This window comes from Streptomyces sp. NPDC001744, from assembly GCF_042892575.1.
Taxonomy (GTDB): Bacteria; Actinomycetota; Actinomycetes; order Streptomycetales; family Streptomycetaceae; genus Streptomyces.
The window spans coordinates 24647-46194 of record NZ_JBIAUG010000025.1 but is presented as its reverse complement, the minus strand read 5'-3'; the positions used below and the strand labels follow the sequence as shown (position 1 = coordinate 46194).

Here is a 21548-nt window from a genome sequence, read left to right as displayed (position 1 = left end):
CCCGGTAGGATCTCTGGGGTTCGTTCAGGAATGGGTTACGCGAAGGAGACAGGCAGATGTCCGGCCACTCTAAATGGGCTACGACGAAGCACAAGAAGGCCGTGATCGACGCCAAGCGCGGCAAGCTCTTCGCGAAGCTGATCAAGAACATCGAGGTCGCGGCCCGCACGGGCGGCGCCGACCCCGACGGCAACCCGACGCTCTACGACGCCATCCAGAAGGCGAAGAAGAGCTCGGTGCCGAACAAGAACATCGACTCCGCGGTCAAGCGCGGCGGCGGCCTGGAGGCCGGCGGCGTCGACTACGCCACGATCATGTACGAGGGCTACGGCCCGAACGGCGTCGCGGTGCTCATCGAGTGCCTCACCGACAACCGCAACCGCGCCGCCTCCGACGTGCGCGTCGCCATGACCCGCAACGGCGGCTCCATGGCGGACCCGGGCTCCGTCTCGTACCTGTTCAACCGCAAGGGCGTCGTCGTTCTCCCCAAGGGCGACCTGACCGAGGACGACGTCCTGGACGCGGTGCTCGACGCGGGCGCCGAGGAGGTCAACGACCTCGGCGAGTCCTTCGAGGTCGTCAGCGAGGCCACCGACCTGGTCGCGGTCCGCACCGCCCTCCAGGAGGCCGGCATCGACTACGACTCCGCCGAGTCCAGCTTCGTCCCGACCATGCAGGTCGAGCTGGACGAGGAGGGCGCGCGCAAGATGTTCAAGCTGATCGACGCGCTGGAGGACAGCGACGACGTGCAGAACGTCTTCGCCAACTTCGACGTGTCCGACGAGGTCATGGCGAAGGTCGACGCCTGATCGCGCTCTTTCCGCAGCGGGCCGACGGGGACACGCTCCCGTCGGCCCGCTGCGTTGTCGGTGGCAGCCGATAGCCTGCTCAAACAGGAGATCGAAGAGAGGGGGCGACGTGCGCGTACTCGGAGTGGACCCCGGGCTCACCCGGTGCGGCGTCGGCGTCGTCGAGGGCGTCGCCGGCCGGCCCCTGACCATGCTCGGCGTCGGCGTGGTGCGGACGCCCGCGGACGCCGACATCGGCATGCGCCTGGTCGGCATCGAGCGGGGCCTGGAGGAGTGGATCGACCGCTTCTCCCCCGAACTCGTCGCCGTGGAGCGGGTCTTCAGCCAGCACAACGTCCGTACGGTGATGGGCACCGCCCAGGCCAGCGCGGTCGCCATGCTCTGCGCCTCCCGGCGCGGCATTCCGGTCGCCCTGCACACCCCCAGCGAGGTCAAGGCCGCCGTCACCGGCAGCGGCCGCGCCGACAAGGCCCAGGTCGGAACGATGGTGACCCGGCTGCTCCGGCTCTCCGAACCGCCCAGGCCGGCCGACGCCGCCGACGCCCTCGCCCTCGCCATCTGCCACATCTGGCGGGCCCCCGCCCAGAACCGCCTCCAGCAGGCCGTCGCCGCCCAGAACCGTCTCCAGGAAGCGGCCGCACGGCACGCGTCCGCAGGGAAAGGCCGAACCCGATGATCGCCTTCGTCAGCGGCCCCGTCGCCGCCCTCGCCCCCACCACGGCCGTCATCCAGGTCGGCGGCGTGGGCATGGCCGTCCAGTGCGCCCCGGCGACCCTCGCGGGACTGCGGATCGGTGAAGAGGCCCGGCTCGCGACCTCCCTCGTCGTCCGCGAGGACTCCCTCACCCTGTACGGCTTCGCCGACGACGACGAGCGGCAGGTCTTCGAGCTCCTCCAGACCGCCAGCGGCGTCGGCCCCCGCCTCGCCCAGGCCATGCTCGGCGTGCACAGCCCCGACGCGCTGCGCCTCGCCGTCTCCACCGGCGACGAGAAGGCCCTCACCGCCGTCCCCGGCATCGGCAAGAAGGGCGCGCAGAAGCTCCTCCTGGAGCTGAAGGACAAGCTCGGCACCCCCCTCGGCAGCGCCGGCCCCGCCGGCGTCCGGCGCGCCGCCTCCGGCCCCGCGCCCTGGACCGAGCAGCTCGCCGCGGCCCTCGTCGGCCTCGGCTACGCGCCCCGCGAGGCCGAGGAGGCCGTCGACGCCGTCACCCCCCAGGCCGAGGCCGCCCTCGCCGAGACCGGCACCGCCCCCGTGCCGCAGCTGCTCCGCGCCGCCCTGCAGACCCTCAACCGCGCCCGCTGACCCCTCCGGCACACCGCCGGCCCCCGTACGAACGAGAAGGCACCACCGTGAACTGGGACGACGACACCGCCGCCGAGGCACCCGACGCCGAGGCGCGCATCGTCGGCGCCGCCGCAGAGGGTGACGACCAGGCCGTCGAGGCGGCCCTGCGCCCCAAGGACCTCAGCGAGTTCGTCGGCCAGGAGAAGGTCCGTCAGCAGCTCGACCTGGTCCTCAGGGCCGCCCGGCAGCGCGGCGCCACCGCCGACCACGTCCTGCTCTCCGGCGCCCCCGGCCTCGGCAAGACCACCCTCTCGATGATCATCGCGGCCGAGATGAACGCCCCGATCCGCATCACCTCCGGCCCCGCCATCCAGCACGCCGGGGACCTCGCCGCGATCCTCTCCTCCCTCCAGGAGGGCGAGATCCTCTTCCTCGACGAGATCCACCGGATGTCCCGCCCCGCCGAGGAGATGCTCTACATGGCGATGGAGGACTTCCGCGTCGACGTCATCGTCGGCAAGGGCCCCGGCGCCACCGCCATCCCCCTCGAACTGCCGCCCTTCACCCTCGTCGGCGCCACCACCCGGGCCGGTCTCCTGCCGCCCCCGCTGCGCGACCGCTTCGGCTTCACCGCCCACATGGAGTTCTACGACCCGTCCGAACTCCAGCGCGTCATCCACCGCTCCGCCGGGCTCCTCGACGTCGAGATCGACACGGCCGGGGCCGCCGAGATCGCCGGCCGCTCGCGCGGCACCCCCCGCATCGCCAACCGCCTGCTGCGCCGGGTCCGCGACTACGCCCAGGTCAGGGCGGACGGGGTCATCACCCGGGAGATCTCCGAGGCGGCCCTGAGGGTGTACGAGGTCGACGGCCGCGGCCTCGACCGGCTCGACCGCGCCGTCCTGGAGGCCCTGCTCAAGCTCTTCGGCGGCGGCCCCGTCGGCCTGTCCACCCTCGCGGTCGCGGTGGGGGAGGAGCGCGAGACCGTCGAGGAGGTCGCCGAACCCTTCCTCGTCCGCGAGGGCCTGCTGGCCCGTACGCCCCGGGGCCGGGTCGCCACTCCCGCCGCGTGGGCTCACCTCGGGCTCGTTCCGCCGGGGACGGCGGGCCCGGCGGCACCCGGAGGCGGACAGCAGGGGCTCTTCGGGGCGTGAGGGGCCCGGGTGACGGCGCGGAGTGTCGCCCGAGCAGGAACCACGGTGCCATGCTGGGCGTTGTTCCATCGATGCGGACTCGCCTAGACTCCGCCGATGCCGCCCTTTCTGGTCGGCGCGCCCACCCCCGAAGACCAGGCCGCGGGTTCTCCGTGACCGTGCGAAGGATTTCCGTCCCGTGAATAACATCGGCATGCTCCTCCCGTTCATCGTGCTCATCGGGGCGATGTTCCTGATGACCCGCTCTGCGAAGAAGAAGCAGCAGCAGGCGGCGGAGATGCGCAACCAGATGCAGCCCGGCACCGGCGTACGCACGATCGGGGGAATGTACGCCACCGTCAAGGAGATCGGCGACGAGACCGTCCTCCTGGAGGTCGCGCCCGGCGTGCACGCCGTCTACGCCAAGAACGCCATCGGCGCGGTCCTGGAGGACTCCGAGTACAACCGGATCGTCCACGGCGACGAGGGCGACGAGGCGCAGGACTCCGACGCCGTCGTCCCGGACGACGCCTCCTCCCTGACGGGGGCCACCGACATCGCCGCCGAGGACGCCCCCAAGGCGGACCTGACGAAGAAGTCGGACGCGGTCGAGGGCCAGAAGGACGGCAAGGCCGACGGCGAGACCGACGCGAAGTAGTCGCGGCCGGGGAACACGCGCACGCCTCCGGGAGTGCGCGGCCCCGGAACGGTTCCACGTCTGCGGGGGAAGGTCCCCACACATACTTCGTGGCCACCGCGCGCACACCCGGCGCGCGGTGGTTGGACAGGGAGATACGACAGGTGGCAGCACCGAAGAAGGGCCGAAGGCCGGCGGGGGGACAGAGCCGGCCGGGCCGCGCCCTGGCACTCATCCTGATCGCCATGGTCGCGCTCACCGGCGGCATGTTCTGGTCGGGGCACACCACCCCGCGCCTGGGCATCGACCTCGCCGGCGGTACGTCGATCACGCTCAAGGCCAAGGCCGACCCCGGCCAGGAGTCGGCGGTCAACGAGACCAACATGAACACGGCGGTCGACATCATCGAGCGCCGTGTCAACGGTCTGGGTGTCTCCGAGGCCGAGGTCCAGACGCAGGGCCGCGAGAACATCATCGTCAACATCCCCCGGGGGACGGACGAGAAGCAGGCCCGTGAGCAGGTCGGCACCACCGCCCAGCTCTACTTCCGGCCCGTTCTCGCGGTGACGAGCGGGGCGCCCCAGCCCGCGCCGACCGCCGGTTCCTCCGGCTCTCCCACGGCCCCTCCGGCGCCGTCCGCCTCCGGCGCGACCGCGGGCGGCAAGACGGCCGCCCCGAAGACCACCGCACCTCCCCAGGGCCGCGCGCTCACCGAGGCCCTCAGGGCCCCGACCCCGACCCCCACCGGAAGCGCCCCGGCCTCCGCGACGCCGAAGGCCACCGGCACCCCCGCGGCGACCCCGGCTCCGGACCCCGCCGCCGCGGCCCTCGAGCAGAAGTTCACCGCGCTGAACTGCCTCGACCCCAAGCAGCGCTCCGCCGCCGGCCAGGGCGTCAAGCCGTCCGAGCCCACCGTGGCCTGCGGCGAGGACGGGCCGGGCGCGTGGTCGAAGTACATCCTCGGCCCGGCCGAGGTGGAGGGCCGTGACGTCGACGACGCCAAGGGCGTCTTCGACCAGCAGCGCGGCATGTGGATCGTCACCATGGACTTCACGGACGCCGGTTCGAAGAAGTTCCAGGCGATCACCGGCAAGCTGTCCTCGCAGACCGACCCGCAGAACCGGTTCGCGATCGTCCTGGACGGCGAGGTCGTCTCGGCCCCCTCGGTGCGCCAGACGCTCAGCGCCAGCGCCGAGATCTCCGGCAACTTCAACCAGCAGTCCGCCCAGGACCTCGGCAACATCCTGTCCTACGGCGCCCTGCCGCTCTCCTTCCAGACCCAGAGCGTCGACACCGTCACCGCCGCGCTCGGCGGCGACCAGCTGGAGGCCGGCCTGATCGCCGGCGCCATCGGTCTCGCGCTCGTCGTGATCTACCTGGTCGTCTACTACCGCGGCCTGTCGCTGATCGCCATCCTCAGCCTCGGCGCCTCCGCGCTCCTCACCTACGTGATCATGGCCCTGCTCGGCCCGGCCATCGGCTTCGCGCTGAACCTGCCGGCCGTCTGCGGCGCCATCGTCGCCATCGGCATCACCGCGGACTCGTTCATCGTCTACTTCGAGCGCATCCGCGACGAACTCCGCGAGGGCCGCACGATCCGTCCGGCCGTCGAGCGCGCCTGGCCCCGGGCCCGTCGCACCATCCTGGTCTCCGACTTCGTGTCGTTCCTGGCCGCGGCCGTGCTCTTCGTCGTCACCGTCGGCAAGGTCCAGGGCTTCGCGTTCACGCTCGGTCTGACCACCCTGCTCGACATCGTCGTGGTGTTCCTCTTCACCAAGCCGGTCATGACCCTGCTCGCGCGGACCAAGTTCTTCGGCAACGGTCACCCGTGGTCCGGTCTGGACCCGAAGCGCCTCGGCGCCAAGCCGCCGCTGCGCCGCACCCGCCGCACCACCGCCCCCGCCGGCCCTGTCGACCCGAAGGAGGCGTGAGATGTCGAAGCTCGGCGATCTCGGCGCCCGACTCCACCGAGGTGAGGTCGGCTACGACTTCATCGGCAACCGCAAGCTCTGGTACGGCCTGTCCGTCCTGATCACCATCACCGCCATCGTCGCCCTGGCCGTCCGCGGCCTCAACATGGGCATCGAGTTCCAGGGCGGCGCCGTCTTCACCACCCCGAAGACGGACGTCTCCGTCAGCCAGGCCCAGGAGTACGCGGAAGAGGCGTCGGGCCACGACGCGATCGTCCAGCAGCTCGGCAACGGCTCGCTGCGCATCCAGGTCGGCGGCCTCGACACCGACAAGTCCGACCAGGTCCGCTCGGAGCTGGCCAAGGACCTCAAGGTCGCCGAGAACAAGATCGCGGCGGAGCTGGTCGGTCCCAGCTGGGGCGAACAGATCGCCAACAAGGCGTGGACCGGCCTCGGGGTCTTCATGATCCTCGTGGTGATCTACCTGGCCATCGCCTTCGAGTGGAGAATGGCGGTCGCGGCGCTCGTCGCCCTCGTCCACGACCTCACCATCACCGTGGGCATCTACTCCCTGGTCGGCTTCGAGGTCACCGTCGGCACCGTCATCGGCCTGCTGACGATCCTCGGTTACTCGCTGTACGACACCGTCGTCGTCTTCGACTCCCTCAAGGAGTCCACGAAGGACCTCACGAAGAAGCAGGCCCGCTTCACCTACAGCGAGCTGGCCAACCGTTCGATCAACGGCACCCTGGTCCGTTCGATCAACACCACCGTCGTCGCGCTGCTGCCGGTCGCCGGCCTGCTCTTCATCGGCGGCGGCGTCCTCGGCGCCGGCATGCTCAACGACATCTCGCTGTCGCTGTTCGTGGGCCTCGCCGCCGGCGCGTACTCGTCGATCTTCATCGCCACCCCGCTCGTCGCCGACCTCAAGGAACGCGACCCGGCGATCAAGGACCTCAAGAGGCGCGTCCTGGCCAAGCGGGCCGCCGCCGCCAAGGACGAGCGGGCGGACGGGACGGACGCGTTCGGCGACGGTGCCGAGACCGCCGTCGTCGGCCCCCGAGCCGGCCGCCGGGGCCGTACCGAGGAGCACCGAGGATGACCGCGGGGGCCCCGGACGTCACCGGCCTCCTGCTGAGCCGCATCCGCGACGTGCCGGACTACCCGAAGCCGGGCGTGCTGTTCAAGGACATCACGCCGCTGCTCGCGGACCCGGAGGCGTTCGGCGCGCTCACCGACGCCCTCGCCGGGCTGTGCTCCGCGCACGGCGCGACGAAGGTCGTCGGCCTGGAGGCCCGCGGCTTCATCCTGGCCGCGCCGGCGGCCGTCCGCGCGGGCCTGGGCTTCGTCCCGGTCCGCAAGGCCGGCAAGCTCCCCGGGGCCACGCTGCGCCAGGCGTACGAGCTGGAGTACGGCACCGCCGAGATCGAGGTGCACGCCGAGGACCTGGCGGCGGGCGACCGCGTCATGGTCATCGACGACGTCCTCGCCACCGGCGGCACGGCCGAGGCGTCCGTCGAGCTCATCCGCCGCGCGGGCGCCGAGGTCGCGGGCGTCGCCGTCCTCATGGAGCTGGGCTTCCTCCCGGGCCGCGCCCGTCTGGAGCCCGCCCTGAAGGGCGCTCCGCTCACGGCGCTGATCACCGTCTGACGCCGGGTCTCCACCCGCGCGGGGCGCTCCGGGAATCACCGGGGCGCCCCCGTCGTTTTCCGGAGTGCCCCGGTCCGGTGCCCCGGTCCGGTGCGCCGGGGCGGACGCCGCGGGCGCCCCGGGCGCCCGTCCCCTCCGGGCGCGTGAGCGGGGCGGGACACGGCTCGATACGATGGACTTCCGGGCCTGACCGGGGGACCCGGAACCTCCCCCAGACCCCGTCCGGGGGGACCCCAGAGGAGCGCTCTTGCCAGACGAGGCCCAGCCACTCTCCGCCGCGCAGCCCGACCCGAAGGCCGAAGAGGCCGCGCCGGGGACCGGGGCGCCACGGAACGAGCCCGCGGAGGCCGGGCCCGCGCCCGCCGCCGCGTCCGAGCCGGCCTCGCCCGCGCGCCCCGCACCGGCCCCGCCCGCCCGCTCCGGCGGCTCCTCCAACCGCGTCCGCGCCCGCCTCGCCCGCCTGGGCGTCCAGCGCTCCTCCCCGTACAACCCGGTCCTGGAACCGCTCCTGCGGATCGTCCGTTCCAACGACCCCAAGATCGAGACGGCCACGCTCCGCCAGATCGAGCGGGCCTACCAGGTCGCCGAGCGCTGGCACCGGGGCCAGAAGCGCAAGAGCGGCGACCCGTACATCACGCATCCGCTCGCCGTCACCACCATCCTCGCGGAGCTGGGCATGGACCCGGCGACCCTGATGGCCGGGCTCCTGCACGACACCGTCGAGGACACCGAGTACGGCCTCGACACCCTGCGCCGGGACTTCGGCGACCAGGTCGCGCTCCTCGTCGACGGCGTCACCAAGCTCGACAAGGTCAAGTTCGGCGAGGCCGCCCAGGCCGAGACCGTCCGCAAGATGGTCGTCGCCATGGCCAAGGACCCGCGCGTCCTGGTCATCAAGCTCGCGGACCGCCTGCACAACATGCGCACCATGCGCTACCTCAAGCGGGAGAAGCAGGAGAAGAAGGCCCGCGAGACGCTGGAGATCTACGCCCCCCTGGCCCACCGCCTCGGCATGAACACCATCAAGTGGGAGCTGGAGGACCTCGCCTTCGCGATCCTCTACCCCAAGATGTACGACGAGATCGTCCGGCTCGTCGCCGAGCGCGCCCCCAAGCGGGACGAGTACCTCGCGGTGGTCACCGACGAGGTCCAGGCCGACCTGCGCGCCGCCCGCATCAAGGCCACCGTCACCGGCCGCCCCAAGCACTACTACAGCGTCTACCAGAAGATGATCGTCCGCGGCCGTGACTTCGCGGAGATCTACGACCTGGTCGGCATCCGCGTCCTCGTGGACACCGTCCGCGACTGCTACGCGGCCCTCGGCACCGTCCACGCGCGATGGAACCCGGTCCCCGGCCGGTTCAAGGACTACATCGCGATGCCGAAGTTCAACATGTACCAGTCGCTGCACACGACGGTCATCGGACCCAACGGCAAGCCCGTCGAGCTCCAGATCCGCACCTTCGACATGCACCGGCGCGCCGAGTACGGCATCGCCGCGCACTGGAAGTACAAGCAGGAGGCCGTCGCCGGCGCCTCCAAGGTCCGCGCCGAGGTGCCGAGGAAGACCGGCAAGGACGACCACCTCAACGACATGGCGTGGCTGCGCCAGCTCCTCGACTGGCAGAAGGAGACCGAGGACCCCGGCGAGTTCCTGGAGTCCCTGCGCTTCGACCTCTCCCGCAACGAGGTCTTCGTCTTCACCCCCAAGGGCGACGTCATCGCGCTGCCCGCCGGGGCCACCCCCGTCGACTTCTCGTACGCGGTCCACACCGAGGTCGGCCACCGCACGATAGGGGCACGGGTCAACGGGCGGCTCGTCCCGCTCGAATCGACCCTCGACAACGGCGACCTGGTCGAGGTCTTCACCTCCAAGGCCGCCGGCGCCGGGCCCTCCCGCGACTGGCTCGGCTTCGTCAAGTCCCCGCGCGCCCGCAACAAGATCCGGGCCTGGTTCTCCAAGGAACGCCGGGACGAGGCCATCGAGCAGGGCAAGGACGCCATCGCGCGGGCCATGCGCAAGCAGAACCTGCCGATCCAGCGCATCCTGACCGGCGACTCCCTCGTCACCCTCGCCCACGAGATGCGCTACAGCGACATCTCCTCGCTGTACGCGGCGATCGGCGAGGGCCACGTCACCGCCCAGTCCATCGTGCAGAAGCTGGTCCAGGCGCTCGGCGGCGAGGAGGCGGCCACCGAGGACATCGACGAGGCCACCCCGCCGACCCGCGGGCGTTCCAAGCGCCGCTCCAACACCGACCCCGGCGTCGTCGTCAAGGGCGTCGAGGACGTCTGGGTGAAGCTGGCCCGCTGCTGCACCCCCGTGCCCGGCGATCCGATCATCGGGTTCGTCACCCGGGGCAGTGGAGTATCGGTTCACCGCAGCGACTGCGTCAACGTGGACTCGCTCTCCCGGGAGCCGGAGCGGATCCTGGAGGTCGAGTGGGCCCCCACCCAGTCCTCCGTCTTCCTCGTCGCCATCCAGGTCGAGGCACTGGACCGCTCCCGGCTGCTCTCCGACGTCACCCGGGTCCTCTCGGACCAGCACGTCAACATCCTCTCGGCGGCCGTGCAGACCTCCCGCGACCGGGTGGCCACCTCCCGCTTCACCTTCGAGATGGGCGACCCGAAGCACCTGGGCCACGTCCTGAAGGCCGTGCGGGGCGTGGAGGGCGTCTACGACGTGTACCGCGTGACCTCGGCCCGCAGGCCGTAGCGAAGGAACGAGAAGGGGGCGGTTCCGGTACGCACCGGAACCGCCCCCTTCGTGACGGCCGTGTCAGCCGCCGAACTCCTCCAGGCCCTTCAGGGCCTGGTCGAGCAGGGCCTGGCGGCCCTCCAGCTCACGCGAGAGCTTGTCGGCCTTGGCGTCGTTTCCGGCGGCGCGGGCCGCGTCGATCTGCTTGCGCAGCTTCTCGACCGCGTCCTGGAGCTGGCCGGTCAGACCCGCGGCACGCGCGCGCGCCTCCGGGTTCGTCCGGCGCCACTCGGCCTCCTCGGCCTCCTGGATCGCCCGCTCCACCGCCTGCATCCGGCCCTCCACCTTGGGCCGGGCGTCACGCGGGACGTGACCGATCGCCTCCCAGCGCTCGTTGAGGGAGCGGAAGGCCGCACGGGCCGCCTTCAGGTCCGTCACCGGGACGAGCCTCTCGGCCTCGGCCGCCAGCTCCTCCTTCAGCTTCAGGTTCTCGGTCTGCTCCGCGTCCCGCTCGGCGAAGACCTCGCCGCGCGCCGCGAAGAAGACGTCCTGGGCGCCGCGGAAGCGGTTCCACAGCTCGTCCTCGTGCTCGCGCTGGGCACGGCCCGCCGCCTTCCAGTCCGCCATCAGCTCGCGGTAGCGGGCCGCCGTGGCCCCCCAGTCGGTGGAGTTCGACAGGGACTCGGCCTCCGCGACCAGGCGCTCCTTCGCCTTGCGGGCGTCCTCGCGCTGGGCGTCCAGGGACGCGAAATGGGCCTTGCGGCGCTTCGAGAACGCCGAGCGGGCGTGCGAGAAGCGGTGCCACAGCTCGTCGTCGGACTTGCGGTCGAGCCGCGGGAGGGCCTTCCACGTGTCCACGAGCGCCCGCAGCCGCTCGCCCGCGGAGCGCCACTGCTCGCTCCCGGCCAGTTCCTCGGCCTCGGCGACGAGCTTCTCCTTGGCGGCCCGCGCCTCGTCGGTCTGCCGGGCCTTCTGGGCCTTGCGCTCCTCGCGGCGCGATTCGACCGTCTCCACGAGCTTGTCCAGGCGGGCGCCGAGCGCGGCCAGGTCGCCGACGGCGTGGTGCTCGTCGATCTGGTGCCGGATGTGCTCGATCGCCGCGGTGGCGTCCTTCGCCGAGAGGTCGGTGGTCCTCACCCGCTTCTCGAGGAGGCCGATCTCGACCACCAGGCCCTCGTACTTGCGCTCGAAGTAGGCCAGGGCCTCCTCGGGGGTGCCGGCCTGCCACGATCCGACGACCTTCTCGCCCTCGGCCGTCCGCACGTACACGGTGCCCGTCTCGTCGACGCGGCCCCACGGGTCGCTGCTCACAGCGCCTCCTCACCATGATGCCGTCGCGGGGTCGTACCCCCCGGGCATCGTCCACAGTTTCCCGGCGGGCCTCGCCCGCCTTCCGCAGCGCGGCCGACGGCCCACGCTGCACACCGCCAATCTAGGCGAACCGCGGCCCGGCTGTCCGCACTCGGCGGGACCGAGATTCGACGGCCGGCGCGCGGGAGCGGACGCGCGGGCCCGCGCGTCCGCTCCGGCTCACTTCTTCGTGACGGTCGCCTTCTCGATGGTGACGGCCTTCTTCGGGGCGCCGTCCGTGGCGCCGCCCGCGACACCGGCCGCGGCGACGTCCTGGACCGCCTTGAGACCGGCCGCGTCGATCTTCCCGAAGGGGGTGTACGTCGGCGGCAGCTTGGTGTCCTTGTACACGAGGAAGAACTGGGAGCCGCCGCTGCCCGGCTGTCCGGTGTTCGCCATGGCCACGCTGCCGGCCGGGAAGGTCACCGTGCCGTCCGCGCCCGCCTTGCCGAGGCCGTCCAGGTTCTCGTCCGGGATGGTGTAGCCGGGGCCGCCGGTGCCGGTGCCCTGGGGGTCGCCGCACTGGAGCACGTAGATGCCCTGCGTGGTGAGCCGGTGGCACTTGGTCCCGTCGAAGTACTTCTTGTCCGCGAGGTGCTTGAAGGAGTTCACCGTGCGCGGGGTCTTCGCCGCGTCCATGGTGATCGTGACGGCGCCCTCGTTGGTCCTGAGCACCATGTCGTACGAGGCGTTCCGGTCCACGGTGAGCTCCGGCTCCGGGTTCGCGGACCGCGAGGGCGCCGGCGTGGAGGAGGAGGCCCCGGGGGTGGGCGTGCCGCCCGCCGCGCCGTCCGAGCCCTTCGTGCCGTCGTCGGTCAGTTTCACCGAGGCGTACACGGCGCCGCCCGCCGCCAGCACCACCGCGAGGGCGGAGGCGACGACGGTGTTGCGGCGCCTGGCCTTGCGGCGCTTCTCCTCCCGCCGCTGCTGCTGCCGTACGTACTTCTCCCTGGCAAGCTGCCGCCGCCGCTGATCGCTGCTGACCACCGGGTCCGCTCCTTGTCGCTCGTCTGTTCCCGGCCTGGCCGGATGTGCCCGTACCGTATACGGGTTGGCTGTGGAAGCGGCACCGCCGGTAGGCTCTGATCCGCCGCATTCCGTGTTTCTCGTGTTTCTTGTGTTTCTTGTGTTTCTCGTGTCCGTGAATCCCGCGCCCCCGTGCCGGACGACCCTAAGGACGAACGTGCTGATTGCCGGGTTCCCCGCCGGGGCCTGGGGGACCAACTGCTATCTGGTCGCCCCCGCCGCGGGCGAGGAGTGCGTGATCATCGACCCCGGCCACCAGGCCGCGCGGGGTGTCGAGGAGACGCTCAGGAAGCACCGGCTCAAGCCCGTCGCCGTCGTCCTCACCCACGGGCACATCGACCACGTCGCCTCCGTCGTCCCGGTGTGCGGCGCCCATGACGTCCCCGCGTGGATCCACCCCTCGGACCGCTACATGATGAGCGATCCGGAGAAGGCCCTCGGCCGCTCCATCGGCATGCCCCTCATGGGCGAGCTGACCGTGGGGGAGCCCGACGACGTGCGCGAACTCGCGGACGGCTCCGAGCTGAGGCTCGCCGGTCTGGAGTTCTCGGTCGCCCACGCGCCCGGCCATACCAAGGGGTCGGTGACCTTCAGGATGCCCGAGACCGCGGAGGTCCCCTCCGTGTTCTTCTCCGGGGACCTGCTGTTCGCCGGCTCCGTCGGACGCACCGACCTGCCCGGCGGTGACATGGACGAGATGCTCGGATCGCTGGCCCGCGTGTGCCTGCCGCTCGACAACTCGACCGTGGTGCTGTCGGGGCACGGTCCCCAGACGACCATCGGCCAGGAACGCGCCACCAACCCCTACCTCCGGCAGGTGGCCGCCGGCCTCGGGAGCCCCGACGCTCCCCGACGAGGAATGTGACGACCCACGTGAGCACCTTCAAGGCCCCCAAGGGCACCTACGACCTCATCCCGCCGGTCTCGGCGACCTACCTCGCCGTCCGCGAGGCCATCGCGGCCCCCCTGCGCCGCTCCGGCTACGGCTACGTCGAGACCCCCGGCTTCGAGGACGTGAACCTCTTCGCCCGCGGCGTCGGCGAGTCCACCGACATCGTGACCAAGGAGATGTACGCCTTCGAGACCAAGGGCGGCGACCGCCTCGCCCTGCGTCCCGAGGGCACCGCCTCCGTGCTCCGCGCCGCCCTGGAGGCCAACCTCCACAAGCGGGGGAACCTGCCGGTCAAGCTCTGGTACTCCGGTTCGTACTACCGCTACGAGCGCCCGCAGAAGGGCCGCTACCGGCACTTCTCGCAGGTCGGCGCCGAGGCGATCGGCGCCGAGGACCCGGCGCTCGACGCCGAGCTGATCATCCTGGCCGACGAGGCGTACCGCTCCCTGGGCCTGCGGAACTTCCGCATCCTGCTGAACTCGCTCGGTGACAAGGAGTGCCGTCCCGCCTACCGCGAGGCCCTCCAGACCTTCCTGCGCGGCCTCGACCTGGACGAGGACACCCTGCGCCGTGCCGAGATCAACCCGCTGCGCGTCCTCGACGACAAGCGCGAGTCCGTGCGGAAGCAGCTCACCGGCGCCCCGCTCCTGCGCGACCACCTGTGCGACGCGTGCACGGCGTACCACGCGGAGGTGCGCGCCCTGATCACCGCGGCGGGCGTCGTCTTCGAGGACGACCCGAAGCTGGTGCGCGGCCTCGACTACTACACCCGCACCACCTTCGAGTTCGTCCACGACGGCCTCGGCTCGCAGTCGGCGGTCGGCGGCGGCGGCCGCTACGACGGCCTCTCCGAGATGATCGGCGGCCCCGCGCTGCCGTCCGTCGGCTGGGCGCTCGGCGTGGACCGCACGGTCCTCGCCCTGGAGGCCGAGGGCGTCGAACTCGACCTGCCCTCCGCCACCAGCGTCTTCGCCGTCGCCCTCGGCGAGGAGGCCCGCCGGGTCCTCTTCGGCAAGGTCACCGAGCTGCGCAGGGCCGGCGTCGCCGCGGACTTCTCCTTCGGCGGCAAGGGCCTCAAGGGCTCCATGAAGGACGCCAACCGCTCGGGCGCCCGCCTCACCGTCGTCGCCGGCGAGCGCGACCTCGCCGAGGGCGTCGTCCAGCTGAAGGACATGGAGTCCGGCGAGCAGCGGGCGGTCGCCCTGGACGACCTCCTGGACGCGGTGCGGGCCGAGCTGGCCTGACCCCCGGTACGTACGGAGGGGGGCCCGGCGCGCGAGCGGCCGGGCCCTTCCTTATGTCCACCGAACGGTGGACACGGGCCTCCGTGCGGCAGAATGTCCGTGCCCAGCAGCCCGCGAGCGATGGATCGGAAACATGACGAAAGCAGCGGTGGACGACCCGGCACCCGGCACGATCGGAGCGAGCCGCGCCTTCGCCCGGCTCCTGGTGGTCACCGGCGCGGCCGGACTGCTCGCCGCCTGGGTCATCACGATCGACAAGTTCAAGCTCCTGGAGGACCCCGGCTTCACCCCCGGGTGCAGCCTCAACCCGGTCGTCTCCTGCGGCAACATCATGAAGAGCGAGCAGGCCTCGGTCTTCGGCTTCCCCAACCCGATGATCGGCCTCGTCGCGTACGGCATGGTGATCGCGATCGGCGTCGGGCTGCTCGCCGGCGCCCGCTACCGCCGCTGGTACTGGCTCGGCCTCCACGCCGGCACCCTCTTCGGCGTCGGCTTCTGCGCCTGGCTCACCTACCAGTCGCTGTACGAGATCAACGCGCTCTGCCTGTGGTGCTGCCTGGCCTGGGTCGGGACCATCGTCATGTTCTGGTACGTGACCTCGCACAACGTGCGCCACGGCGTGATCCCCGCCCCCGCGTGGCTGAGGACCTTCTTCGGCGAGTTCACCTGGGTCCTGCCCGCCCTGCACATCGGGATCATCGGCATGCTGATCCTGACCCGCTGGTGGGACTTCTGGACGAGCTGATCCCGGCGGCGTTGTCGGCGGCGTGACCTAGGCTTCATGAACGTGGAGCCCGACCTCTTTACCGCAGCCGCCGAAGAACGCCAGGAGAAGGACCCGTCCAGCAGCCCGCTGGCCGTCCGGATGCGCCCCCGCACCCTCGACGAGGTGGCGGGCCAGCGGCATCTGCTCAAACCCGGCTCGCCGCTGCGCCGGCTCGTGGGGAGCGGCGCGGGCGGCCCCGCCGGCGCCTCCTCCGTGATCCTCTGGGGCCCGCCGGGCACCGGCAAGACCACCCTGGCGTACGTGGTCTCCAAGGCGACCGACAAGCGGTTCGTGGAGCTGTCCGCGATCACTGCCGGCGTCAAGGAGGTCCGGACCGTCATCGAGGGCGCCCGGCGCGCGGCCGGCGGCTACGGCAGGGAGACCGTCCTCTTCCTCGACGAGATCCACCGCTTCTCCAAGGCCCAGCAGGACTCCCTCCTGCCGGCCGTCGAGAACCGCTGGGTGACGCTGATCGCGGCCACCACCGAGAACCCCTACTTCTCCGTCATCTCCCCGCTCCTCTCCCGCTCGCTCCTCCTCACCCTGGAGCCGCTGACCGACGAGGACCTGAAGGGCCTGCTCGCGCGGGCGCTCACGGACGAGCGGGGACTCGGCGGGGCGGTGACCCTGCCGGCGGACGCCGAGGCCCACCTCCTCCGGGTCGCCGGCGGCGACGCCCGCCGCGCCCTGACCGCCCTGGAGGCCGCCGCCGGGGCGGCGATCGCCAAGGGCGAGGCGGAGATCACCCTCGGGACGGTCGAGGAGACCGTCGACCGGGCGGCCGTGGCGTACGACCGGGACGGCGACCAGCACTACGACGTCGCCAGCGCGCTCATCAAGTCGATCCGGGGCTCGGACGTGGACGCGGCCCTGCACTACCTGGCGCGGATGATCGAGGCGGGGGAGGACCCGCGCTTCATCGCGCGGCGGCTGATGATCTCCGCGAGCGAGGACATCGGCCTGGCCGACCCGAACGCCCTGCCGATCGCCGTGGCCGCCGCCCAGGCCGTCGCCATGATCGGTTTTCCCGAGGCGGCGCTGACCCTGAGCCACGCCACCATCGCCCTGGCCCTGGCCCCGAAGTCGAACGCGGCGACGACCGCCATCGGCACCGCCCTCGCCGACGTGCGGGCTGGCCTCGCGGGCCCGGTCCCGTCGCACCTGCGCGACGGCCACTACAAGGGCGCGGCCGCGCTGGGCCACGCCCGGGGATACGTGTACCCGCACGACGTGCCCGGCGGCATCGCCGCCCAGCGGTACGCCCCGGACACGGTCCACGGCCGCCAGTACTACGAGCCCACCCGCTACGGCGCGGAGGCGAGGTACGCGGACGTGGTGGAGCGCGTGCGGGCACGGCTGCGGGGCGACGAGTAGGCCCCAGGGCTCCGGACCGTCTCCGGGATCGGGGTGTGCGCGGGGCCCGCGCGGACCCGGTACACTGGTCCGGATCGCTGCGTCCCGTGTCCGGCTCCGGTCGGCACCACCAGAACGGGACAGTCAGTCGGAGACCCGGCCCTCGGACGGGGTCTCCAGGAGCGTCGCGCACCTTCGAAGGTGTCGCGTGCCACCCATCACCCCCCGGAATCGCGGGAGCGGCGATGGGTCGTTCGCGTGCTGCACGTATGTGCCCAGACCTGGGAGCGGCTGCCCGGCAGGTCCGTCCCGTACGGACCCGGCGGGTTTCCCGGCTGCGGATGCGACCTCCCCTAACCCTGGTGAAGCCGTTTCTTTCCCACAGAGAGGTTGGTTCATGCCGAACCAGTCCCGCCCCAAGGTCAAGAAGTCGCGTGCCCTCGGCATCGCGCTGACGCCGAAGGCCGTCAAGTACTTCGAGGCCCGCCCCTACCCGCCGGGCGAGCACGGCCGCGGCCGCAAGCAGAACTCGGACTACAAGGTCCGTCTGCTCGAGAAGCAGCGTCTGCGCGCCCAGTACGACATCAGCGAGCGCCAGATGGCGCGCGCCTACGACCGCGCCAAGAAGGCCGAGGGCAAGACGGGCGAGGCGCTGGTCGTCGAGCTCGAGCGTCGTCTCGACGCCCTGGTCCTGCGTTCGGGCATCGCCCGCACCATCTACCAGGCCCGCCAGATGGTCGTCCACGGCCACATCCAGGTCAACGGCCAGAAGGTCGACAAGCCGTCCTTCCGCGTCCGTCCCGACGACGTCGTGATGGTCCGCGAGCGCAGCCGCACCAAGCCGCTGTTCGAGGTCGCCCGCGAGGGTGGCTTCGCCGCCGACGGCGAGACCCCCCGCTACCTCCAGGTCAACCTGAAGGCGCTGGCGTTCCGCCTCGACCGCGACCCGAACCGCAAGGAGATCCCGGTCATCTGCGACGAGCAGCTGGTCGTCGAGTACTACGCCCGCTGACGCGAGCGCGGTACCGCCCACGCGGTGTCCGGCCCGCCGCTTCCCCGCCCTTTCCGGCGGGGGAGCCGGCGGGCTTCCGCGTTCCCGGGGCCCGGCGGCCCGTCCGGAGGCCCGGTCCGGCTCCGCCGGGAGGACCGCTCCGCCGCACGGGACACGGAGCGTGCTCACCCCCGCGCGCTCCGTACGACCGGTTTTCGCCGCCGGTCCTCCACGGGCCGCGGGGGCGCCGACGCGGGCGGTAATGCGGTACGGCACGGCAGCCCGGGCGCGATAGGGTCGGGGGACGACTTTTCACAAGGCCCAACGACAGCAGAGAGCGGTGCAGCGTGACCGGTGGAGAGGTTGCCGGGCTCCTGGTGGCCGTCTTCTGGGCGATCCTCGTCTCCTTCCTCGCCGTGGCACTGGTGAGGCTGGCGCAGACGCTCAGGGCGACCACCAAGCTCGTGGCGGACGTGACCGAACAGGCCGTTCCCCTGCTCGCCGACGCCTCGGCCACGGTGCGGTCGGCGCAGACCCAGCTCGACCGGGTGGACGCCATCGCCTCGGACGTCCAGGAGGTCACCTCCAACGCCTCCGCGCTCTCCACCACCGTCGCCTCCACCTTCGGCGGCCCGCTCGTCAAGGTGGCCGCCTTCGGCTACGGCGTGCGCCGGGCGCTGGGCCGGAGCCGGGACGGGGAGGGCGCCCCGCGCGCCTCCGCGCGCCGTACCGTGGTCGTCGGCCGTACCGTGCCGTTCTCGCGACCCCGGAAGCAGAAGGGCTGAGCCGTATGTTCCGCCGCACGTTCTGGTTCACGGCCGGCGCAGCCGCCGGCGTGTGGGCCACCACCAAGGTCAACCGGAAGCTGAAGCAGCTGACCCCCGAGAGCCTCGCGGCCCAGGCCGCGAACAAGGCGGTCGAGACCGGCCACCGCCTCAAGGACTTCGCCCTCGACGTGAGGGCGGGCATGGTCCAGCGGGAGGCCGAGCTGGGGGAGGCGCTCGGGCTCGACGCCGCCGACGGCGCGGACGCGGCCCGGGAGCTTCCGGAACCCCGCCGCAGGGCCGCGCTCGGCCCCGCACCCACGTACTTCACGTCCCCCACGAGTTCGTTCAACCGGAATGAGGACCACTGATGGAGTCGGCTGAAATCCGCCGCCGCTGGCTGAGCTTCTTCGAGGAGCGCGGGCACACCGTCGTCCCTTCGGCGTCGCTCATCGCGGACGACCCGACTCTGCTGCTCGTCCCCGCCGGCATGGTGCCCTTCAAGCCCTACTTCCTGGGCGAGGTGAAGCCGCCCTTCTCGCGCGCCTCCAGCGTGCAGAAGTGCGTGCGCACGCCCGACATCGAAGAGGTCGGCAAGACCACCCGCCACGGCACGTTCTTCCAGATGTGCGGCAACTTCTCCTTCGGCGACTACTTCAAGGAAGGCGCCATCAAGCTCGCCTGGGAGCTGCTGACCACCCCGGTCGAGCACGGCGGCTACGGGCTCGACCCGGAGAAGCTCTGGATCACCGTCTACGAGCAGGACGACGAGGCCGAGCGCATCTGGCGCGACGTCGTCGGCGTCCCCGCCGAGCGCATCCAGCGCCTGGGCATGGGCCCCAACTTCTGGTCCATGGGCGTCCCCGGCCCCTGCGGCCCCTGCTCCGAGATCAACTACGACCGCGGCCCCGAGTTCGGCGTCGAGGGCGGCCCGGCCGTCAACGACGAGCGGTACGTGGAGATCTGGAACCTGGTCTTCATGCAGTACGAGCGCGGCGAGGGCTCCGGCAAGGACGACTTCCCGATCCTCGGCGACCTGCCCGCCAAGAACATCGACACGGGCCTCGGCCTGGAGCGCCTGGCGATGATCCTCCAGGGCGTCCAGAACATGTACGAGACGGACACCCTCAAGGTCGTCATCGACAAGGCCACCGAGCTCACCGGCGTCCAGTACGGCAAGGCCCACGAGAGCGACGTCTCGCTCCGCGTGGTCGCCGACCACATGCGCACCTCCGTCATGCTCATCGGCGACGGCGTCACCCCCGGCAACGAGGGCCGCGGCTACGTGCTGCGCCGCATCATGCGCCGCGCCGTCCGCAACATGCGCCTGCTCGGCGCCACCGGCCCGGTCGTCCAGGACCTCGTGGACACCGTGATCGGCACGATGGGCGAGCAGTACCCCGAGCTGATCACCGACCGCAAGCGCATCGAGACCGTCGCCCTCGCCGAGGAGGCCGCCTTCCTGAAGGCCCTCAAGGGCGGCACCAACATCCTCGACACCGCCGTCACCGAGACCAAGGCGTCCGGCGGCACGGTCCTCTCCGGCGACAAGGCGTTCCTGCTCCACGACACCTGGGGCTTCCCGATCGACCTCACCCTGGAGATGGCCGCCGAGCAGGGCCTCTCCGTGGACGAGGACGGCTTCCGCCGCCTGATGAAGGAGCAGCGGGACCGGGCCAAGGCCGACGCCAGGGCCAAGAAGACCGGCCACGCCGACGTCACCGCCTACCGCGAGATCGCGGACAGCAAGGGCGCCACCGAGTTCACCGGCTACACCAGCACCGAGGGCGAGACCACGGTCGTCGGCCTCCTCGTCAACGGCGTCCCCTCGCCGGCCGCCTCGGAGGGCGACGAGGTCGAGGTCGTCCTCGACCGCACCCCGTTCTACGCCGAGGGCGGCGGCCAGATCGCCGACCAGGGCCGCATCAGGCTGCACAGCGGTGCCGTCATCGACGTCCGCGACGTGCAGCAGCCGGTCCCGGGCGTCTCGGTGCACAAGGGTTCCGTGCAGGTCGGCGAGGTGACCGTGGGCGCCACCGCCTACGCCGCCATCGACGTGCGCCGCCGCCGGGCCATCGCCCGCGCCCACTCGGCCACCCACCTCACCCACCAGGCGCTGCGCGACGCCCTCGGCCCGACGGCCGCCCAGGCCGGTTCCGAGAACCAGCCCGGCCGCTTCCGCTTCGACTTCGGCTCCCCGAACGCCGTTCCCGGCGCGGTCCTCACCGACGTCGAGCAGAAGATCAACGAGGTCCTCGCGCGCGAGCTGGAGGTCCACGCCGAGGTCATGCCGATCGACGAGGCCAAGCGCCAGGGCGCCATCGCCGAGTTCGGCGAGAAGTACGGCGAGAAGGTCCGCGTCGTCACCATCGGGGACTTCTCCAAGGAGCTGTGCGGCGGCACCCACGTCCACAACACCGCCCAGCTGGGTCTGGTGAAGCTGCTCGGCGAGTCCTCGATCGGATCCGGCGTGCGCCGCATCGAGGCCCTCGTCGGCGTCGACGCGTACCACTTCCTCGCCAAGGAGCACACGGTCGTCGCCCAGCTCCAGGAGCTGGTCAAGGGCCGTCCCGAGGAGCTGCCGGAGAAGATCTCCTCCATGCTCGGCAAGCTGAAGGACGCCGAGAAGGAGATCGAGAAGTTCCGCGCGGAGAAGGTCCTCCAGGCCGCCGCCGGCCTCGTCGAGTCCGCCCGTGACATCCGGGGCGTCGCCCTGGTGACCGGGCAGGTGCCGGACGGCACCACCGCCGACGACCTGCGCAGGCTGGTCCTCGACGTGCGCGGCCGGATTCCGGGCGACCGTCCGGCCGTCGTCGCCCTCTTCACCACCGTGGGCGGCAAGCCGCTCACGGTCATCGCCACCAACGAGGCCGCCCGCGAGCGGGGCCTCAAGGCCGGCGAGCTGGTCCGCACGGCCGCCAAGACCCTCGGCGGCGGTGGCGGCGGCAAGCCGGACGTCGCCCAGGGCGGCGGCCAGAACCCGGAGGCCGTCGGCGAGGCCGTCGCCGCCGTCGAGCGCCTCGTGGGGGAGACGGCGTGAC

19 protein-coding genes are annotated in these 21548 nt (G+C 71.8%); 17 read left to right on the top strand and 2 right to left on the bottom strand.

The window, feature by feature from the left end; genetic code table 11:
* Positions 1-56: 56 nt before the first annotated feature.
* From ACFYZY_RS25735 to ACFYZY_RS25695, 9 genes are all read left to right on the top strand, one after another.
* Positions 57-809: a YebC/PmpR family DNA-binding transcriptional regulator gene (locus ACFYZY_RS25735; protein ID WP_388698419.1), complete on the top strand. Its 753-nt coding sequence runs from the start codon at positions 57-59 to the stop codon at positions 807-809.
* Positions 810-918: 109 nt separating this feature from the next.
* A complete protein-coding gene (gene ruvC / locus ACFYZY_RS25730; protein ID WP_388698416.1) occupies positions 919-1485 on the top strand; it encodes a crossover junction endodeoxyribonuclease RuvC in 567 nt (188 codons plus the stop codon).
* On the top strand, positions 1482-2111 hold the full coding sequence (gene ruvA / locus ACFYZY_RS25725; RefSeq protein WP_388698414.1) for a Holliday junction branch migration protein RuvA: 630 nt from the start codon (positions 1482-1484) through the stop codon (positions 2109-2111). The genes ruvC and ruvA overlap by 4 nt, the downstream gene beginning before the upstream one ends.
* 47 nt (positions 2112-2158) lie before the next feature.
* Entirely contained in the window at positions 2159-3247 is a 1089-nt protein-coding gene (gene ruvB / locus ACFYZY_RS25720) for a Holliday junction branch migration DNA helicase RuvB (RefSeq protein WP_388698412.1), read from the top strand.
* A 193-nt stretch (positions 3248-3440) separates the two neighbouring features.
* Positions 3441-3884: a preprotein translocase subunit YajC gene (gene yajC, locus ACFYZY_RS25715; protein WP_388698564.1), complete on the top strand. Its 444-nt coding sequence runs from the start codon at positions 3441-3443 to the stop codon at positions 3882-3884.
* Positions 3885-4027: 143 nt separating this feature from the next.
* Positions 4028-5794, top strand: coding sequence for a protein translocase subunit SecD (secD, locus tag ACFYZY_RS25710; RefSeq protein WP_388698409.1), 1767 nt, complete (start codon positions 4028-4030; stop codon positions 5792-5794).
* Position 5795: 1 nt separating this feature from the next.
* Complete coding sequence (secF, locus tag ACFYZY_RS25705) at positions 5796-6875, top strand: protein translocase subunit SecF (protein WP_388698405.1); 1080 nt, start codon at positions 5796-5798, stop codon at positions 6873-6875.
* Positions 6872-7423 (top strand): adenine phosphoribosyltransferase, encoded by a 552-nt coding sequence (locus ACFYZY_RS25700; RefSeq protein WP_388698403.1) that lies wholly within the window; start codon positions 6872-6874, stop codon positions 7421-7423. Before secF ends, ACFYZY_RS25700 begins: the two co-directional genes overlap by 4 nt.
* A gap of 247 nt (positions 7424-7670) precedes the next feature.
* Positions 7671-10139, top strand: coding sequence for a RelA/SpoT family protein (locus tag ACFYZY_RS25695; RefSeq protein WP_388698400.1), 2469 nt, complete (start codon positions 7671-7673; stop codon positions 10137-10139).
* A 63-nt stretch (positions 10140-10202) separates the two neighbouring features.
* Here ACFYZY_RS25695 and ACFYZY_RS25690 read toward each other — a convergent pair whose 3' ends face one another.
* Together ACFYZY_RS25690 and ACFYZY_RS25685 are read right to left on the bottom strand one after the other, a co-directional pair.
* Positions 10203-11432 (bottom strand): DUF349 domain-containing protein, encoded by a 1230-nt coding sequence (locus ACFYZY_RS25690; RefSeq protein WP_388698398.1) that lies wholly within the window; start codon positions 11430-11432, stop codon positions 10203-10205.
* A 219-nt stretch (positions 11433-11651) separates the two neighbouring features.
* Entirely contained in the window at positions 11652-12458 is an 807-nt protein-coding gene (locus ACFYZY_RS25685; protein ID WP_388698395.1) for a peptidylprolyl isomerase, read from the bottom strand.
* A gap of 196 nt (positions 12459-12654) precedes the next feature.
* On the opposite strand from ACFYZY_RS25685, the gene ACFYZY_RS25680 reads away from it, so the two are divergent.
* The 8 genes from ACFYZY_RS25680 to alaS all read left to right on the top strand — a co-directional run bounded on the left by ACFYZY_RS25680 (position 12655) and on the right by alaS (position 21547).
* Complete coding sequence (locus ACFYZY_RS25680; RefSeq protein ID WP_388698392.1) at positions 12655-13362, top strand: MBL fold metallo-hydrolase; 708 nt, start codon at positions 12655-12657, stop codon at positions 13360-13362.
* Between the two features lie 8 nt (positions 13363-13370).
* Entirely contained in the window at positions 13371-14633 is a 1263-nt protein-coding gene (gene hisS / locus ACFYZY_RS25675; RefSeq protein WP_388698390.1) for a histidine--tRNA ligase, read from the top strand.
* A 133-nt stretch (positions 14634-14766) separates the two neighbouring features.
* A complete protein-coding gene (locus tag ACFYZY_RS25670) occupies positions 14767-15378 on the top strand; it encodes a vitamin K epoxide reductase family protein (protein ID WP_388698387.1) in 612 nt (203 codons plus the stop codon).
* A gap of 42 nt (positions 15379-15420) precedes the next feature.
* Complete coding sequence (locus tag ACFYZY_RS25665) at positions 15421-16773, top strand: replication-associated recombination protein A (protein WP_388698561.1); 1353 nt, start codon at positions 15421-15423, stop codon at positions 16771-16773.
* A 376-nt stretch (positions 16774-17149) separates the two neighbouring features.
* Positions 17150-17764 (top strand): 30S ribosomal protein S4, encoded by a 615-nt coding sequence (rpsD, locus tag ACFYZY_RS25660; RefSeq protein WP_030214918.1) that lies wholly within the window; start codon positions 17150-17152, stop codon positions 17762-17764.
* A 326-nt stretch (positions 17765-18090) separates the two neighbouring features.
* Positions 18091-18528, top strand: coding sequence for a DUF948 domain-containing protein (locus ACFYZY_RS25655; RefSeq protein ID WP_388698384.1), 438 nt, complete (start codon positions 18091-18093; stop codon positions 18526-18528).
* 5 nt (positions 18529-18533) lie between these two features.
* Positions 18534-18878 carry a DUF6167 family protein gene (locus ACFYZY_RS25650; RefSeq protein ID WP_388698381.1) on the top strand — a complete coding sequence of 115 codons (345 nt, stop codon included), beginning with the start codon at positions 18534-18536 and terminating at the stop codon, positions 18876-18878.
* Positions 18878-21547 (top strand): alanine--tRNA ligase, encoded by a 2670-nt coding sequence (gene alaS, locus ACFYZY_RS25645; RefSeq protein WP_388698378.1) that lies wholly within the window; start codon positions 18878-18880, stop codon positions 21545-21547. The genes ACFYZY_RS25650 and alaS overlap by 1 nt, the downstream gene beginning before the upstream one ends.
* The last annotated feature ends 1 nt before the right edge of the window (position 21548 follow it).

Bases quoted from the DNA above. Each gene is read 5' to 3' on its own strand.
- secF (WP_388698405.1), top strand. From the start codon at position 5,796: ATGTCGAAGCTCGGCGATCTCGGCGCCCGACTCCACCGAGGTGAGGTC.
- ACFYZY_RS25670 (WP_388698387.1), top strand. From the start codon at position 14,767: ATGACGAAAGCAGCGGTGGACGACCCGGCACCCGGCACGATCGGAGCG.
- rpsD (WP_030214918.1), top strand. From the start codon at position 17,150: ATGCCGAACCAGTCCCGCCCCAAGGTCAAGAAGTCGCGTGCCCTCGGC.
- ACFYZY_RS25650 (WP_388698381.1), top strand. From the start codon at position 18,534: ATGTTCCGCCGCACGTTCTGGTTCACGGCCGGCGCAGCCGCCGGCGTG.
- yajC (WP_388698564.1), top strand. From the start codon at position 3,441: ATGCTCCTCCCGTTCATCGTGCTCATCGGGGCGATGTTCCTGATGACC.
- ACFYZY_RS25735 (WP_388698419.1), top strand. From the start codon at position 57: ATGTCCGGCCACTCTAAATGGGCTACGACGAAGCACAAGAAGGCCGTG.
- ruvA (WP_388698414.1), top strand. From the start codon at position 1,482: ATGATCGCCTTCGTCAGCGGCCCCGTCGCCGCCCTCGCCCCCACCACG.
- alaS (WP_388698378.1), top strand. From the start codon at position 18,878: ATGGAGTCGGCTGAAATCCGCCGCCGCTGGCTGAGCTTCTTCGAGGAG.
- ACFYZY_RS25700 (WP_388698403.1), top strand. From the start codon at position 6,872: ATGACCGCGGGGGCCCCGGACGTCACCGGCCTCCTGCTGAGCCGCATC.